The sequence below is a fragment of the Lysinibacillus sp. NPDC097214 genome, assembly GCF_050277945.1.
GTDB lineage: Bacteria > Bacillota > Bacilli > Bacillales_A > Planococcaceae > Lysinibacillus > Lysinibacillus xylanilyticus_B.
In genome coordinates, this window is sequence record NZ_JBNNSS010000008.1 from 163,455 (window position 1) to 178,729 (window position 15,275).

Consider the following 15,275-nt stretch of genomic DNA (forward strand, 5'->3'; position numbering starts at 1 on the left):
GCACGAATTGGCGACATAGACAGGGTACACTTGAACTATAGAAGGGGGCGTTTACAAGTGGCGGTTTTAATTGGTCGTAAAGTAAAAAAAGTATATGGTAAAAAATCAACAGCCCAAGAGGTGTTAAAGGGTATTGATGTAGAAGTGAATCAAGGTGAATTTGTTGGCATTATGGGACCTTCAGGCTCTGGGAAGACAACACTCTTAAATGTTCTGTGTTCGATTGACTTTGCAACAGAAGGTGTTATTGAAATAAATGGTCAAAACTTACGTGGTATGAAGGAGAAGGCGTTAGCTAATTTCCGTCGTGAACAATTGGGATTCATATTCCAAGATTATAATTTATTAGATACACTAACGGTGAAAGAAAATATTTTACTACCATTAGCTATTGGTAGGCTACCAAAGGCTGTTGCAGAGAGTCGTGTAAAGGAGCTTACACATTTATTAGGTATTGCTGAGATTTTAAATAAATATCCAAACGAAATATCAGGTGGTCAAAAGCAACGTACATCAGCGGCTCGGGCACTAATTACAAATCCTTCGCTTGTATTTGCTGATGAACCTACAGGCGCACTTGACTCAAAATCAGCCACTGCACTTTTAAAAAATCTACAAAGTATTAATGAGTCAAAAAAAGCAACGATTATGATGGTTACGCATGATGCGGTAGCAGCGAGTTTTTGTACACGTGTTTTATTTTTAAAGGACGGACTCATTTATAGTGAGCTATATAAAGGAGATAAAACGAGACAGGCTTTTTTCCAAGAAATCATGCATACGCAAAGTGTGCTAGGCGGTGACGGCTATGAGTCTTAGTAAACTCGTACTGCGCAGTATGAAGAAAAATATGAAGCATTATTATTTATATTTTTTCGCACTTATTTTTAGTGTTACTTTATATTTTTCTTTTGTGACATTGCAAAATAATGCTGAAGTGTTGGCTACAGTAGACAAGAGCGGTACGGCCAAAGCGGGATTTGCTGCGGCAACATACATGCTGTACTTTATTGTCTTGTTTTTCGTCCTATATGCCAACCATCTATTTATGAAGCGTCGCAGTAAGGAAATAGGCTTGTATCAGCTAATAGGGATGACAAAGGGGCTCATCGTACGCTTATTAGCGGTAGAAAGTATCCTCTTATTTGTAGGAGCCATCGTTTTAGGGATGCTTGCAGGGTTCTTTAGTTCGCGCTTATTTGCAATGATATTACTGCGGGTACTCGAAAAAGAGGCACTTGTGACGATGACATTTAGTACAGAGGCATTACAGCAGTCTATCGTAGTATTTGCCATTCTACTAGTTATTGTACTTGTACAAATGGCTTGGATGATTTACCGCGTATCATTACTATCATTATTCAGTGCTTCCAAGCAAGCCGATGAGCGCGTAAAACGTTTCAGCCCATTACAAATGGTCATTGGTTTTTTGGGGCTTGTACTAATTGCATATGGCTACTATGCATCAACGAAGCTCTTCGATATTAACTCTCAGGGCAATTTAACTCTTAATATGATTATTATTTTAGCAACTACCATTGGCGGAACGTTCCTTGTTTTCCGTTTCTCTGTAGCATTTATTATGAATTCAATTCGTCTTAAGAAAAGTGGGCATCTAACGGTCCGTGATGTATTAGCATTAACACCGATTATGCATCGTATGAAGGGTAATGCGAAATCCTTAACACTTATTACAGTTTTAACGGGTTTTTCACTTGGGGTTACAACTTTAGCTTATATTTCGTATTATTCATCAGAATCGTCGGCATATAGTCAAGTACCCGGAGATTATGTATTACTTGAAGATAAGGGCCAGGAATTTTTAAAGAAGCTAGAAGAAAATAATATTGCTTTTGATAAAAGAGATTACCGATTACAGAGTGTTTCAGCTGCCTTTTCTCAGCTATTATCAAAAGAACAGCAAAATAAAGATAATCCCCTTTTTGGTTTAGAAGGAACCATTTATACAATTCCACTTTCTGATTATCAACAATTAGTTCCCGAAGCTGCCGTTTCGGATAATGATGTTATATTAACAAACTATGGTGGTTATATGGCAGAGATGTTTCCGCTTGAAAAGGATCGTGATGTAGTTGTCACTACAGAAGGTTCAGAGGAGGCAACTAAGGAAGAAACGTTTCATGTCAAAGACATTCAACATGAAAGTATTATAAGTGGTACTGTGACTTCTGGGCCGGGGGGGCCAATTTTTGTAGTTCCAGATGCACTGTTTGAAAAGTTAGCTGCTCATGATGTACCTGATATGTGGCAAAATCAAACTACTATAAATCTAAAGAATAAAAGTGATTTAGCTCTAGCGGAGAAATTATATATGCAATCAAATGGCGAAAACTTTATACACTCCTATGAAGAAGAGCGTAAGGGGAATATTGAATCATTAGGAATAACGATATTTACCCTAGCATTTTTAGGATTAGCATTTTTAATGACAACAGGCAGTATTTTATACTTTAAGCAAATGTCTGAGGCTGAAGAGGAGCGAGGCTCTTATACGATATTAAGAAAGATTGGCTTCGCTGAAAAAGATATTATGAAAGGTATATATATGAAACAAGCCTTTAATTTTGGTGTTCCATTAATAATAGGGCTGCTCCATAGTTACTTTGCTGTTAAGTCGGGATGGTTTTTATTCGGCTCAGAGTTAACCGCACCATTATGGATTGCTATGAGCTGCTATATAGCGTTATATGCTATTTTCGCTGTACTTTCTGTAGGCTATTATAAAAAAGTCATTCGTGAATCGTTATAATAGGAAGAGATCTAAAAACAGTATGATTATTTAAGGTCATACTGTTTTTTTTGTCGTTTGAATTTAGGGGATTTTAACAGGGGCATAAAAACATCTTGACTTTCAACTATTAGACGATTAAAGTTTAATGTATTAGTAATCTAGTGTACGAAAGTGAAGTGTTGAAATGAACGCAGTAATTGTGGCAGTGGCCGTCATGTTAATATTAAGCTTGCTCCGTATCAATGTTGTTCTTTCTCTTGTATTGGGTGCCTTTGCAGGAGGCCTAACAAGCGGCATGGGTATTGAAGCAACTGTACAATCATTTACAGAAGGATTAGGAGCAGGTGCAACGATTGCTTTAAGTTATGGATTGCTTGGTGGTTTCGCTATTGCCATTTCAAAAACGGGAATTCCTGAATTAATGATTGCAGGGATTTTAAAGATATTAAATAAAAACGGTACAAGTAATCGAAAAGGTTTAGTAAAGGTTTTAATTTTCCTACTGATCTTTATGATGTCTATTTTCTCACAAAATTTAATTCCAATTCATATAGCCTTTATCCCATTATTGATCCCTCCGATTTTAAAGATTTTAAATATGCTAGAGGTTGACCGACGAATAATCGCTACATTAATTGCTGTTGGTTTAATAGGGACGTATAGCTTCGTACCTGCTGGCTTCGGAGCTATTTTCCAAGATATCGTTTCTACTCAAGTAACCGAGGCAGGTATGGAAGCATCTTCACGTGATGTACCAGTAGCGATGGCTATACCCGTTCTAGGGATGTTAATTGGATTATGTGTAGCCTTTTTCGTATATCGAAAACCTCGACAATATCAAAACAATGATGTTGAGACAGAATCTTTAAATGTCCATGTCAGTAAATTCGTTATTATTTCAACGACTATGGCTTTAATTGTCTCTCTAGGTGCACAAATTTATACTGATTCGATGATTGTAGGTGCTTTTGCAGGAATTATGATGATGTATTTTACTGGTGCACTTAAATGGAAAGAGGCAGATGAGATTCTTTCTGAGGGAATGAAGATGATGGCCTTTATTGGTTTTGTTATGATCGCTGCAAATGGTTTTGCATCTGTTATTAACGCCACGGGTCATGTAGATAGCTTAATCTCGAACTCGCTAACAATTCTTCAAGGAAATAAGAGTCTAGCTATATTGATAATGTTGATCATTGGTTTAATAGTGACAATGGGGATTGGTTCATCTTTTGCGACAGTACCTATTATTGCAACCTTATTTGTTCCCCTTGCACAAGGGTTAGGAATGAGTCCTTTGGCGATTATCTGTCTTATAGGTACAGCAGGTGCTTTAGGTGATGCAGGCTCTCCTGCTTCAGATTCTACTCTTGGACCAACTGCAGGTTTAAATGTAGATGGACAGCATAATCACATTTGGGATACATGTGTGCCAACGTTTATTTTTATAAACATCCCACTTATTATATTTGGCTGGGTTGCATGTGTGTTTTTCTTATAAGTAATGGAAAGAGCAGTTTCTAACTATTAGAAGCTGCTTTTTTATTGTCTAAAGAATAATAGCGGCATAACTATGGGTATAGTTATCATCTATAAAGTGCTACAACCTCGAAGAAAGCTCAACAGTGCTTTAGCGGACTCTGTTCTTGTGGTCGATTAATTGTTTGAAATATTAAAAAACGTTGATATACCAACCTTAAGTGTTGCAATGTGCAAGGGAATTTTATATACTAGTAAACGGCTTAGATAAGCGATAAATATTAGTAAAAATATTAGTAGTAAGAATATCTGCAACGTTTAAAAGAATTTAGCGAAAAGACTTGCTTATTCTTTTTTTATTGTGTATAATGTTGAATGTTGGTCTTTGACTGCGATGAAACGAGAGGTTGCCGACACACCCGGCCGCATTGCCATGGCGGTGTGTTGGAGAATTTTCGTGGAGAATGTCTAGAAAATAGGCGAGAAGGAGGGAAAATAATGGCAAAACAAAAGATTCGTATTCGTTTAAAAGCGTATGATCACCGTATTTTAGATCAGTCTGCTGAAAAAATTGTGGAAACTGCAAAACGTTCAGGTGCAAGTGTATCAGGTCCGATTCCACTTCCAACTGAGAAGTCTGTGTACACAATTCTACGTGCTGTTCACAAGTACAAAGATTCTCGTGAACAATTCGAAATGCGTACGCATAAACGTCTGATCGATATCGTTAACCCAACACCACAAACTGTTGACGCGTTAATGAAACTTGATTTACCATCTGGCGTTGATATCGAAATCAAACTTTAATGGTAAAAAATATAACTTTTTTAAAACTTACAGGAGGTGTGACAAATGGCTAAAGGAATCTTAGGTAGAAAAATTGGTATGACACAAGTTTTCGCTGAAAACGGAGATTTAATCCCGGTAACAGTTATCGAAGCTACTCCAAACGTAGTACTTCAAAAGAAATCTGTTGAAACAGACGGCTACGAAGCTATCCAAGTTGGTTTCGAAGACAAGCGTGTTAAGCTTTCTAACAAACCAGAACAAGGTCACGTAGCAAAAGCGAACACTGCTCCTAAGCGCTTCATTCGTGAATTCCGCAACGTGAACGTTGGAGAATACGAAGTTGGTCAAGAAGTCAAAGTAGAAATTTTCGCAGAAGGCGATGTAATTGATGTAACAGGTGTTACTAAAGGTAAAGGTTTCCAAGGTGTAATTAAACGCCATGGTCAATCTCGTGGTCCTATGGCCCACGGTTCTCGTTACCACCGTCGTCCTGGTTCAATGGGTCCAGTTGCTCCGAACCGCGTATTCAAACAAAAGAAATTACCTGGTCAAATGGGTGGCACTGTAGTTACAATCCAAAACTTAGAAATCGTGAAAGTTGATGCGGAACGTAACTTACTACTTGTTAAAGGTAATGTTCCTGGTTCTAAAAAAGCTCTAGTTACAGTTAAAACTGCAATTAAAGCTAAGTAATCACCTAAGGAAAGGAGGAAACAGGAATGACAAAAGTATCTATACTTAGTCAAACAGGTGCTTCAGTTGGTGAAATCGAATTAAACGATGCGATTTTCGGAATCGAGCCAAATGAAGCAGTATTATTCGACGCTGTAGTGGCACAACGCGCTTCTCTTCGTCAAGGTAATCATAAGGTAAAAAACCGTTCTGAAGTTGCTGGTGGTGGTCGTAAACCATGGCGTCAAAAAGGAACTGGTCGTGCTCGTCAAGGTTCTATCCGTTCTCCACAATGGCGCGGCGGTGGTGTCGTATTCGGCCCAACTCCACGTAGCTATTCTTACAAATTACCTAAAAAAGTTCGTCGCTTAGCTCTTAAATCTGCTTTATCAGCTAAAGTTGTAGAACAGAACTTCTTAGTTCTTGATGCTCTTTCATTAGCAGCACCAAAAACAAAAGAATTCACAAAAATCCTTAAAGATCTTTCTTTAGAGAAAAAATCTTTATTCGTAACTGCTGACCTAGATGAAAACGTAGCATTATCTGCTCGTAACATCCCTGGTGTAACAGTTTTAACTGCAAACGGAATCAACGTTCTTGATCTATTAGGTCATGATAAAGTTGTATTCACAAAGTCTGCAGTAGAAAAAGTTGAGGAGGTGCTTGGATAATGGAAGCACGTGATATTTTAAAACGTCCGGTCATTACTGAGCGTTCTTCAGAACTTATGGCAGAGAAAAAGTATACTTTCGAAGTAGACACTCGCGCTAACAAAACTCAAGTAAAAGACGCTGTAGAAGAAATCTTTGGTGTAAAAGTTGAGAAAGTAAACGTTCTTAACTACAAAGGTAAATTCAAACGCGTTGGCCGTTATGGTGGTTACACTAACAAACGTCGTAAAGCGATTGTTAAATTAACTGCTGATAGCAAAGAAATCGAATTATTCGAAATGTAATCCTTTATGGATTTATGATTTGAACAATCAAGAAGGAGGGAAACACAATGGCGATTAAAAAGTATAAACCTACCTCTAATGGTCGTCGTAATATGACGTCTTTAGACTTTGCGGAAATTACAACTAACAAGCCTGAGAAATCATTGCTTGAACCAACTAAACGCAAAGCTGGTCGTAACAACCAAGGTAAAATCACTGTTCGTCATCATGGCGGTGGACATAAGAAGCAATACCGTGTTATCGATTTCAAACGTGTAAAAGATGGCATTCCGGCTAAAGTTGCTACTATTGAATATGATCCAAACCGTTCTGCGAATATCGCATTAATCAACTACGCTGATGGAGCAAAAGCTTACATCTTAGCACCTAAAGGTCTAGAGGTTGGTCAAACAATCGTATCTGGCCCAGATGCTGATATTAAAGTAGGTAACACATTACCATTAGCAAACATTCCAATGGGTACTACAATCCATAACATCGAGTTAAAACCTGGTAAAGGTGGACAATTAGTACGTTCTGCTGGTACTTCTGCACAAGTACTTGGTCGTGAAGACAAATACGTAATCGTTCGTCTACAATCTGGTGAAGTACGTTTAGTGTTAGCTACTTGCCGCGCTACAATCGGTCAAGTTGGTAACGAACAACACGAACTAGTACACATCGGTAAAGCAGGTCGTAGCCGTTGGTTAGGTAAACGCCCAACAGTTCGTGGTTCTGTAATGAACCCTAACGATCACCCACACGGTGGTGGTGAAGGACGTTCTCCAATCGGACGTAAATCACCAATGACTCCTTGGGGTAAACCAGCACTTGGTTACAAAACTCGCAAGAAGAAAAACAAATCGGATAAATTCATCATCCGTAGTCGTAAAAAATAATGTGGTTAAACTACGGTTCTATGTGAGAGCCGTGGTGGAATCACGGAGGGAGGTTCCTACATGGGTCGCAGCTTGAAAAAAGGACCTTTTGTTGATGACCACTTAATGAAAAAAGTGGAAGCGCAAGAGGCTTCTGAGAAAAAACAAGTTATCAAAACTTGGTCTCGCCGTTCTACAATTTTCCCGACTTTTATCGGTTTAACGATTGCTGTTTATGATGGACGTAAACACGTTCCTGTATACGTAACAGAAGATATGGTAGGTCACAAACTTGGTGAATTCGCACCAACACGTGCTTACAAAGGTCACGGTGCAGACGACAAGAAAACAAGACGCTAATTTTGAGAGGAGGTAAATCCTAATGACACAAGCTAAAGCTATCGCTCGTACTGTTCGCATTGCTCCTCGTAAAGTCCGTCTAGTTGTAGACTTAATTCGAGGCAAGCAAGTTGGTGAGGCAGTTGCAATTTTACGTCATACTCCAAAAGCGGCGTCTCCAGTCGTTGAAAAAGTATTAAAATCTGCAGTTGCTAACGCTGAGCATAACTACGATCTTGACATCAACTCTTTAGTAGTTTCTGAAGTATTCGTTGATGAAGGTCCAACATTAAAACGTTTCCGTCCACGTGCACAAGGACGTGCAAGCGCAATTAACAAACGCACAAGCCACATTACTCTAGTGGTATCTGAGAAGAAGGAGGGCTAATCCGTGGGTCAAAAAGTACATCCAATAGGACTGCGCGTTGGTATTATTCGTGACTGGGAGTCAAAATGGTACGCTGAAAAAGACTATGCAACTCTACTTCACGAAGACATCAAAGTGCGTAAATATATTGAAACGGCTCTTAAAGACGCTTCAGTTTCTAAAGTAGAAATCGAACGCGCTGCGAACCGTGTAAACATTACAATTCACACTGCGAAACCAGGTATGGTAATCGGTAAAGGTGGTTCTGAAGTTGAGAATCTTCGTAAATACCTTAGCGATTTAACTGGTAAACGTGTACACATCAACATTATCGAAATCAAACGTGCTGATCTTGACGCTCGTCTAGTAGCTGAAAACATCGCTCGTCAATTAGAAAACCGTGTATCATTCCGTCGTGCGCAAAAGCAAGCGATCCAACGCACAATTCGTGCTGGTGCAAAAGGAATTAAAACACAAGTATCTGGTCGTTTAGGTGGCGCTGATATCGCGCGTGCTGAACACTATAGTGAAGGAACTGTTCCACTTCATACTCTACGTGCTGACATCGACTATGCACACGCAGAAGCTGACACTACTTACGGTAAATTAGGCGTTAAAGTATGGATCTACCGTGGTGAAGTTCTTCCTACGAAGAAATCTGTGGAAGGAGGCAAATAATATGTTATTGCCTAAACGCGTAAAATACCGTCGTGAACACCGCGGAAACATGCGTGGCGAAGCGAAAGGCGGTAAAGAAGTATCTTTCGGCGAATGGGGCTTACAAGCTCAAACAGCTAGCTGGATTACTAACCGTCAAATCGAATCTGCACGTATCGCGATGACTCGTTACATGAAACGTGGCGGTAAAGTTTGGATTAAAATCTTCCCGCATAAACCTTACACTAAAAAACCTCTAGAAGTCCGCATGGGTTCTGGTAAAGGTTCTCCTGAAGGTTGGGTAGCAGTAGTAAAACCAGGAAAAGTAATGTTCGAAATCGCTGGTGTATCTGAAGAGATCGCACGTGAAGCACTTCGTTTAGCATCACATAAGCTTCCTGTTAAATGTAAGATCGTAAAACGTCAAGAAACTGGTGGTGAATCTAATGAAAGCTAATGAAATCCGTGACCTTGCCACTTCTGAATTAGAATTGAAAGTGAAATCACTGAAAGAAGAGCTTTTCAACCTTCGCTTCCAATTGGCGACTGGTCAATTAGAAAACACAGCTCGTATTCGTGAAGTGCGTAAAGCAATCGCGCGTATGAAAACTGTTATTCGTGAAAGAGAAATCAGTGCAAATAACTGATAAAGGAGGTTTTCAAGTATGACTGAGCGTAATCAACGCAAAGTTTACACGGGCCGCGTTGTTTCAGATAAAATGGATAAAACAATTTCTGTTTTAGTTGAAACTCACAAAAAGCACAAGCTTTATGGTAAACGTGTAAAATACTCTAAAAAGTTTAAGGCTCATGATGAGTTAAACACAGCGAAAATCGGTGATATCGTACGTATCATGGAAACTCGCCCGCTATCAGCTACTAAACGTTTCCGTCTAGTTGAAGTTGTAGAAAAAGCGGTTATTATTTAATAACTATTTCGGAACAACCAATTTCCGAAGGGAGGTAACCTAAGTGATCCAACAAGAAAGTCGTATGAAAGTTGCTGACAACTCAGGTGCACGTGAAGTTCTTACAATTAAAGTCCTTGGTGGCTCTGGCCGTAAAACTGCTAACATCGGTGATATCGTTGTTTGTACAGTTAAGAAAGCAACACCAGGTGGCGTTGTTAAGAAGGGTGACGTTGTTAAAGCTGTTATCGTTCGTACTAAATCAGGCGTGCGTCGTAAAGATGGTACGTACATCAAATTTGATGAAAATGCTTGTGTAATTATTCGTGATGATAAATCACCACGCGGAACTCGTATTTTCGGACCTGTTGCACGTGAATTACGTGACAGCAACTTCATGAAAATCGTTTCTCTAGCTCCAGAAGTTCTTTAATTTCATGATAGTGCCAATCAAGGAGGTGCGACAGCATGCATGTAAAAAAAGGTGACAAGGTAAAGGTTATCACTGGTAAGGACAAAGGCAAAGAAGGCGTTATCCTTGCTTCTTACCCTAAACAAGATCGCGTTCTTGTTGAAGGTGTAAACATCGTGAAAAAACACGTAAAACCTAACCAATTGAATCCACAAGGTGGAATTGTAAGCCAAGAGGCTGCAATTCACGTTTCGAACGTAATGCTAATCGATCCTAAATCTGGCGAGCCGACTCGTGTAGGTTATAAAATCGAAAACGGTAAAAAAGTTCGTGTTGCAAAAAAATCAGGTGCAGTAATCGACTAATTTCTATAAAAGAAGGGAGGTACACAAATGAGCCGCCTAAAAGAAAAATATTTAAATGAAGTTTCAACTGCTCTTATGAGCAAGTTTGGATATAAATCAGTTATGCAATTGCCGAAAGTTGACAAAATCGTTATCAACATGGGTGTTGGTGACGCAGTTCAAAACTCAAAAGCATTAGATGCAGCTGTAGAAGAATTAACAATTATCACTGGTCAAAAACCAGTTGTAACAAAAGCGAAAAAATCGATCGCTGGTTTCCGTCTACGTGAAGGTATGCCAATCGGTGCTAAAGTTACATTACGCGGTGAGCGTATGTATGAATTCTTGGACAAATTAATCTCAATTTCACTACCTCGTGTACGTGACTTCCGCGGTGTTTCTAAAAAAGCATTCGACGGTCGCGGTAACTACACTTTAGGTGTTAAAGAGCAATTAATTTTCCCAGAAATCGATTACGATAAAGTTTCAAAAGTACGCGGTATGGACATCGTGATCGTAACGACAGCGAATTCTGATGAAGAAGCTCGCGAGTTATTGACACAATTCGGTATGCCGTTCCAAAAGTAATTAAACAAGGAGGGCGAAAACGTGGCTAAAAAATCTATGATCGTTAAACAACAACGTAAGCAAAAGTTTAAAGTGCAAGAATATACACGTTGTGAACGCTGTGGCCGTCCACACTCTGTATATCGTAAATTTAAACTTTGCCGTATTTGTTTCCGAGAACTTGCATATAAGGGACAAATTCCTGGCGTGAAAAAAGCCAGCTGGTAATCCCCTAATTTGGGAAGGAGGTAAATGTAATGACAATGACTGATCCGATTGCAGATATGCTTACTCGCATTCGTAATGCGAACATGGTTCGTCACGAGAAGTTAGAAGTACCAGCTTCCAACGTGAAAAAAGAAATCGCTGAAATTTTAAAGCGTGAAGGTTTCGTACGTGACGTAGAATACGTGGAAGACAACAAGCAAGGTATTATCCGTATCTTCTTAAAATACGGTAAAGATAACGAACGCGTTATCACTGGCTTAAAACGTATTTCTAAACCTGGTCTACGAGTATATGCAAAAACAAATGAAGTGCCTAAAGTACTGAACGGTCTTGGTATCGCTTTAGTGTCAACTTCACAAGGTTTATTAACAGATAAAGAAGCTCGCGCTAAACAAGTTGGCGGCGAAGTTCTAGCATACGTTTGGTAATTAGCAATAAATGAATGGAGGTGCAACTAAATGTCTCGTGTAGGTAAAAAAATTATCGAGGTACCAGCTAACGTAACTGTTACTGTTGCAGCTGACAACTCAGTTACCGTTAAAGGTCCTAAGGGCGAACTTGTTCGTTCTTTCCACCAAGATATGAAAATTGAGCAAGAAGGTAACGTGATTACTGTATCTCGTCCTTCTGACTCAAAAGAACACCGCACAAACCACGGTACAACTCGTGCGCTATTAGCGAACATGATTACTGGTGTTTCTGCAGGTTTCGAAAAATCATTAGAACTAATCGGTGTAGGTTACCGTGCGCAATTACAAGGTAAAAAACTTGTTCTTAACGTAGGTTACTCACATCCAGTTGAGTTCACACCTGAAGATGGTTTAGAAGTTGAAGTTCCTTCTAACACTAAAATCATCGTTAAAGGTATTAGCAAAGAACGCGTTGGTGCTCTTGCATCTAACATCCGTGACGTGCGTCCACCAGAGCCTTACAAAGGTAAAGGTATCCGTTATGAAGGCGAATATGTTCGTCGTAAAGAAGGTAAAACAGGTAAATAATGCTGCATAAGCATTAGAAAGGAGTGACCCTTGTGATTACGAAACAAGATAAAAATCAGGTTCGTAAAAAACGTCATGCACGCGTACGTTCTAAAATTTCGGGTACTGCTGAGCGTCCACGCTTAAACGTATTCCGTTCTAACAAGAACATTTACGCTCAACTTATCGATGACGTAGCAGGCGTAACAATTGTTAGCGCATCTTCTCAAGAAAATGGTTTTGATGCTGCTGGTAGCAATGTTGATGCTGCAACTAAAGTCGGTGAAACAATCGCAAAACGCGCTACGGAAAAAAATATTACTGCTGTAGTATTTGACCGTGGTGGTTACTTATATCATGGACGTGTAAAAGCTTTAGCAGAAGCTGCCCGTGAGAACGGTTTACAATTTTAATAAAAAGGAGGGACACATTTCATGAGTCGAATTGACGCAAACAAACTTGGAGAACTTGAAGAACGCGTAGTTACTATTAACCGTGTTGCTAAAGTTGTTAAAGGTGGACGTCGCTTCCGCTTCACAGCATTAGTTGTTGTTGGCGATAAAAACGGTCACGTTGGATTCGGTACTGGTAAAGCTCAAGAGGTGCCAGATGCTATCCGTAAAGCTGTTGAAGATGCGAAGAAAAACTTAATCGAAGTGCCACGCGTAGGTGGAACAACTCCACACTTAGTGCAAGGTCGCTTTGGTGCAGGAGAAATCCTAATTAAACCTGCTGCTCCTGGTACAGGGGTTATCGCTGGTGGTCCAGTACGTGCCGTACTAGAACTTGCTGGTATTACTGATATTCTTTCAAAATCTCTTGGAACTAACACACCAATCAATATGGTGCGTGCAACTATTCAAGGTTTAACTGAATTAAAACGCGTAGAGGACGTAGCTAAATTACGTGGTAAATCAGTGGAAGAAATATTAGGATAAGGGGGGAAAGATAATGGCTAACAAATTAGAAATCACCCTTACAAAATCTGTGATTGGTTCTAAACCAGCACAACGCAAAACTATCGAAGCATTAGGTTTACGTAAATTAAACCAAACTGTAGAGAAAGCTGACAATGCAGCAACTCGCGGTATGATCGATGTAGTAGCTCACTTAGTTACTGTAAAAGAAAACTAATTTTTAATTAACGAACAAGGAGGTGCCATCCAATATGAAACTTCATGAGTTAAAACCAGCAGAAGGTTCCCGTAAAGTACGTAACCGCGTAGGTCGCGGTATCGGTTCTGGTAACGGTAAAACTGCAGGTAGAGGTCATAAAGGTCAAAACTCTCGTTCTGGCGGCGGTGTACGCCCAGGATTCGAAGGTGGTCAAAACCCTTTATTCCGTCGTTTACCGAAACGCGGCTTTACTAACATTAACCGTAAAGAGTACGCGATCGTTAATCTTGACACATTAAACCGTTTTGAAGATGGTGCAGAAGTAACAACTGCATTATTACTTGAATCAGGTTTAGTGAGCAATGAAAAAGCTGGAATTAAAGTTCTTGGAAACGGAACTCTTAACAAAAAGCTTACAGTAAAAGCTCATAAATTCTCAGCTTCGGCTAAAGAAGCAATTGAAAATGCCGGCGGAACTACTGAGGTGATTTAATGTTTCAGACGATCTCTAACTTTATGCGTGTTCGAGATATACGAAATAAAATCATTTTTACTCTTTTAATGTTAATCGTTTTCCGTATCGGTACATTCGTACCAGTACCAAACGTTGACGCTAATGTATTAAAGGCAACTGATGAGTTCAATCTCGTTGGTTTCCTCAATACTTTTGGCGGTGGTGCTTTGAAAAACTTCTCTATCTTTGCGATGGGAATTATGCCTTACATCACTGCTTCAATCATTGTTCAGTTATTGCAAATGGACGTAGTACCGAAATTTGCTGAGTGGGCAAAGCAAGGTGAAGTCGGAAGACGTAAACTTGCACAATTTACTCGTTACTTTACAATTGTTCTTGCCTTTATCCAATCATTCGCGATGTCATTTGGTTTTAATAAAATGTATGGTGGATCTTTGATTAAAGAAGAAGGAATTCTAACATATGTTGTAATTTCTATTGTATTAACAGCGGGTACAGCATTCCTAGTATGGCTTGCTGACCAAATTACTGCGCATGGTGTTGGGAATGGTATTTCTGTTGTAATTTTCGCAGGTATCGTTGCGGCATTACCGAATGGCATTAACCAAATCTATGCACAGCAAATCGAGGGTGCTGGTGATAAACTATTTATCAATCTAGTGATTCTTGGTTTACTTGTTTTAGTTATGCTTGCAGTTGTTGTTGGAGTTATCTACGTGCAACAAGCACTACGTAAAATTCCAATTCAATATGCAAAACGAGTTACTGGACGTAACCAACAAACTGGTGGTCAACAAACGCATTTACCGTTAAAAGTTAATGCTGCAGGGGTTATTCCGGTAATCTTTGCTTCAGCGTTTCTAATGACACCACGTACGTTAGTTCCGTTCTTTGGTGAAGGTGCTGTATCAACATTCATTCAAAACACTTTTGATAACACAAAACCTGTTGGGATGATTGTTTACGTAGCCTTGATCATCGCGTTCACATATTTCTATGCATTCATACAAGTGAATCCAGAAAATGTGGCAGATAACTTGAAAAAGCAAGGTGCTTACATTCCAGGTATTCGTCCTGGTGAAAGTACTCAAACGTATTTAACAAGCGTGTTATATCGTCTGACATTTGTCGGTGCGATTTTCTTAACTGTTATATCAGTAATGCCGATTGTAATCATAAACTTTATGAATCTACCTGCCACAGTGCAGATCGGTGGTACTAGTATAATTATCGTAGTCGGCGTTGCGCTCGAAACGATGAAACAGCTAGAATCTCAACTTGTTAAACGTCACTACAAAGGCTTTATGAAATAATGTTGGTTTTTAGGGAACGTTTCACCGTTTCCTGAAATCAGCAAACCTTTTGTGGGAGGAATATCTTC

25 protein-coding genes are annotated in these 15,275 nt (G+C 39.4%); all 25 read left to right on the plus strand.

Annotated features, from left to right (window positions below; translation table 11 throughout):
* Positions 1-57 precede the first annotated feature (57 nt).
* The 25 genes from ACQKMI_RS18300 to secY all read left to right on the plus strand — a co-directional run bounded on the left by ACQKMI_RS18300 (position 58) and on the right by secY (position 15,207).
* The gene (locus ACQKMI_RS18300; protein ID WP_370077728.1) at positions 58-819 is read left to right on the plus strand and encodes an ABC transporter ATP-binding protein; all 762 of its coding nucleotides are present in this window, start codon (positions 58-60) and stop codon (positions 817-819) included.
* Positions 809-2,770, plus strand: coding sequence for an FtsX-like permease family protein (locus ACQKMI_RS18305; protein WP_427491235.1), 1,962 nt, complete (start codon positions 809-811; stop codon positions 2,768-2,770). The genes ACQKMI_RS18300 and ACQKMI_RS18305 overlap by 11 nt, the downstream gene beginning before the upstream one ends.
* 166 nt (positions 2,771-2,936) lie before the next feature.
* Positions 2,937-4,253 (plus strand): Na+/H+ antiporter family protein, encoded by a 1,317-nt coding sequence (locus tag ACQKMI_RS18310; protein WP_427491237.1) that lies wholly within the window; start codon positions 2,937-2,939, stop codon positions 4,251-4,253.
* 476 nt (positions 4,254-4,729) lie between these two features.
* On the plus strand, positions 4,730-5,038 hold the full coding sequence (rpsJ, locus tag ACQKMI_RS18315; protein ID WP_004233624.1) for a 30S ribosomal protein S10: 309 nt from the start codon (positions 4,730-4,732) through the stop codon (positions 5,036-5,038).
* Between the two features lie 45 nt (positions 5,039-5,083).
* A complete protein-coding gene (rplC, locus tag ACQKMI_RS18320; protein ID WP_323648578.1) occupies positions 5,084-5,713 on the plus strand; it encodes a 50S ribosomal protein L3 in 630 nt (209 codons plus the stop codon).
* Between the two features lie 26 nt (positions 5,714-5,739).
* Positions 5,740-6,363 (plus strand): 50S ribosomal protein L4, encoded by a 624-nt coding sequence (gene rplD, locus ACQKMI_RS18325; protein WP_376074146.1) that lies wholly within the window; start codon positions 5,740-5,742, stop codon positions 6,361-6,363.
* Positions 6,363-6,647 (plus strand): 50S ribosomal protein L23, encoded by a 285-nt coding sequence (rplW, locus tag ACQKMI_RS18330; RefSeq protein ID WP_004233628.1) that lies wholly within the window; start codon positions 6,363-6,365, stop codon positions 6,645-6,647. Before rplD ends, rplW begins: the two co-directional genes overlap by 1 nt.
* A gap of 47 nt (positions 6,648-6,694) precedes the next feature.
* The gene (rplB, locus tag ACQKMI_RS18335; protein ID WP_049662846.1) at positions 6,695-7,525 is read left to right on the plus strand and encodes a 50S ribosomal protein L2; all 831 of its coding nucleotides are present in this window, start codon (positions 6,695-6,697) and stop codon (positions 7,523-7,525) included.
* Between the two features lie 60 nt (positions 7,526-7,585).
* Positions 7,586-7,864, plus strand: a complete 279-nt coding sequence (gene rpsS / locus ACQKMI_RS18340) for a 30S ribosomal protein S19 (RefSeq protein ID WP_049662848.1) — start codon at positions 7,586-7,588, stop codon at positions 7,862-7,864.
* Positions 7,865-7,886: 22 nt separating this feature from the next.
* Positions 7,887-8,231 (plus strand): 50S ribosomal protein L22, encoded by a 345-nt coding sequence (gene rplV / locus ACQKMI_RS18345; protein ID WP_004233639.1) that lies wholly within the window; start codon positions 7,887-7,889, stop codon positions 8,229-8,231.
* 3 nt (positions 8,232-8,234) lie between these two features.
* On the plus strand, positions 8,235-8,888 hold the full coding sequence (rpsC, locus tag ACQKMI_RS18350; RefSeq protein WP_049662850.1) for a 30S ribosomal protein S3: 654 nt from the start codon (positions 8,235-8,237) through the stop codon (positions 8,886-8,888).
* Position 8,889: 1 nt separating this feature from the next.
* Positions 8,890-9,324: a 50S ribosomal protein L16 gene (rplP, locus tag ACQKMI_RS18355; protein WP_010860599.1), complete on the plus strand. Its 435-nt coding sequence runs from the start codon at positions 8,890-8,892 to the stop codon at positions 9,322-9,324.
* The gene (gene rpmC / locus ACQKMI_RS18360) at positions 9,314-9,514 is read left to right on the plus strand and encodes a 50S ribosomal protein L29 (protein ID WP_049662852.1); all 201 of its coding nucleotides are present in this window, start codon (positions 9,314-9,316) and stop codon (positions 9,512-9,514) included. The genes rplP and rpmC overlap by 11 nt, the downstream gene beginning before the upstream one ends.
* An 18-nt stretch (positions 9,515-9,532) precedes the next feature.
* Positions 9,533-9,796, plus strand: coding sequence for a 30S ribosomal protein S17 (gene rpsQ, locus ACQKMI_RS18365; protein ID WP_053482810.1), 264 nt, complete (start codon positions 9,533-9,535; stop codon positions 9,794-9,796).
* A 43-nt stretch (positions 9,797-9,839) separates the two neighbouring features.
* Entirely contained in the window at positions 9,840-10,208 is a 369-nt protein-coding gene (rplN, locus tag ACQKMI_RS18370) for a 50S ribosomal protein L14 (protein WP_004233650.1), read from the plus strand.
* A gap of 35 nt (positions 10,209-10,243) precedes the next feature.
* The gene (gene rplX / locus ACQKMI_RS18375) at positions 10,244-10,552 is read left to right on the plus strand and encodes a 50S ribosomal protein L24 (protein WP_053596063.1); all 309 of its coding nucleotides are present in this window, start codon (positions 10,244-10,246) and stop codon (positions 10,550-10,552) included.
* 27 nt (positions 10,553-10,579) lie between these two features.
* The gene (gene rplE / locus ACQKMI_RS18380) at positions 10,580-11,119 is read left to right on the plus strand and encodes a 50S ribosomal protein L5 (protein WP_079562362.1); all 540 of its coding nucleotides are present in this window, start codon (positions 10,580-10,582) and stop codon (positions 11,117-11,119) included.
* 21 nt (positions 11,120-11,140) lie between these two features.
* Complete coding sequence (locus ACQKMI_RS18385) at positions 11,141-11,326, plus strand: type Z 30S ribosomal protein S14 (RefSeq protein ID WP_004233656.1); 186 nt, start codon at positions 11,141-11,143, stop codon at positions 11,324-11,326.
* Between the two features lie 29 nt (positions 11,327-11,355).
* On the plus strand, positions 11,356-11,754 hold the full coding sequence (gene rpsH / locus ACQKMI_RS18390; protein WP_008181717.1) for a 30S ribosomal protein S8: 399 nt from the start codon (positions 11,356-11,358) through the stop codon (positions 11,752-11,754).
* Positions 11,755-11,784: 30 nt separating this feature from the next.
* Positions 11,785-12,324: a 50S ribosomal protein L6 gene (gene rplF / locus ACQKMI_RS18395; RefSeq protein WP_402931239.1), complete on the plus strand. Its 540-nt coding sequence runs from the start codon at positions 11,785-11,787 to the stop codon at positions 12,322-12,324.
* A 32-nt stretch (positions 12,325-12,356) separates the two neighbouring features.
* Entirely contained in the window at positions 12,357-12,716 is a 360-nt protein-coding gene (gene rplR / locus ACQKMI_RS18400; RefSeq protein ID WP_323648589.1) for a 50S ribosomal protein L18, read from the plus strand.
* Between the two features lie 21 nt (positions 12,717-12,737).
* The gene (rpsE, locus tag ACQKMI_RS18405; protein WP_053482806.1) at positions 12,738-13,241 is read left to right on the plus strand and encodes a 30S ribosomal protein S5; all 504 of its coding nucleotides are present in this window, start codon (positions 12,738-12,740) and stop codon (positions 13,239-13,241) included.
* Between the two features lie 13 nt (positions 13,242-13,254).
* On the plus strand, positions 13,255-13,437 hold the full coding sequence (rpmD, locus tag ACQKMI_RS18410; RefSeq protein WP_049662869.1) for a 50S ribosomal protein L30: 183 nt from the start codon (positions 13,255-13,257) through the stop codon (positions 13,435-13,437).
* A gap of 34 nt (positions 13,438-13,471) precedes the next feature.
* Positions 13,472-13,912 carry a 50S ribosomal protein L15 gene (gene rplO, locus ACQKMI_RS18415; protein WP_079562360.1) on the plus strand — a complete coding sequence of 147 codons (441 nt, stop codon included), beginning with the start codon at positions 13,472-13,474 and terminating at the stop codon, positions 13,910-13,912.
* The gene (gene secY, locus ACQKMI_RS18420) at positions 13,912-15,207 is read left to right on the plus strand and encodes a preprotein translocase subunit SecY (protein ID WP_323648592.1); all 1,296 of its coding nucleotides are present in this window, start codon (positions 13,912-13,914) and stop codon (positions 15,205-15,207) included. Before rplO ends, secY begins: the two co-directional genes overlap by 1 nt.
* The last annotated feature ends 68 nt before the right edge of the window (positions 15,208-15,275 follow it).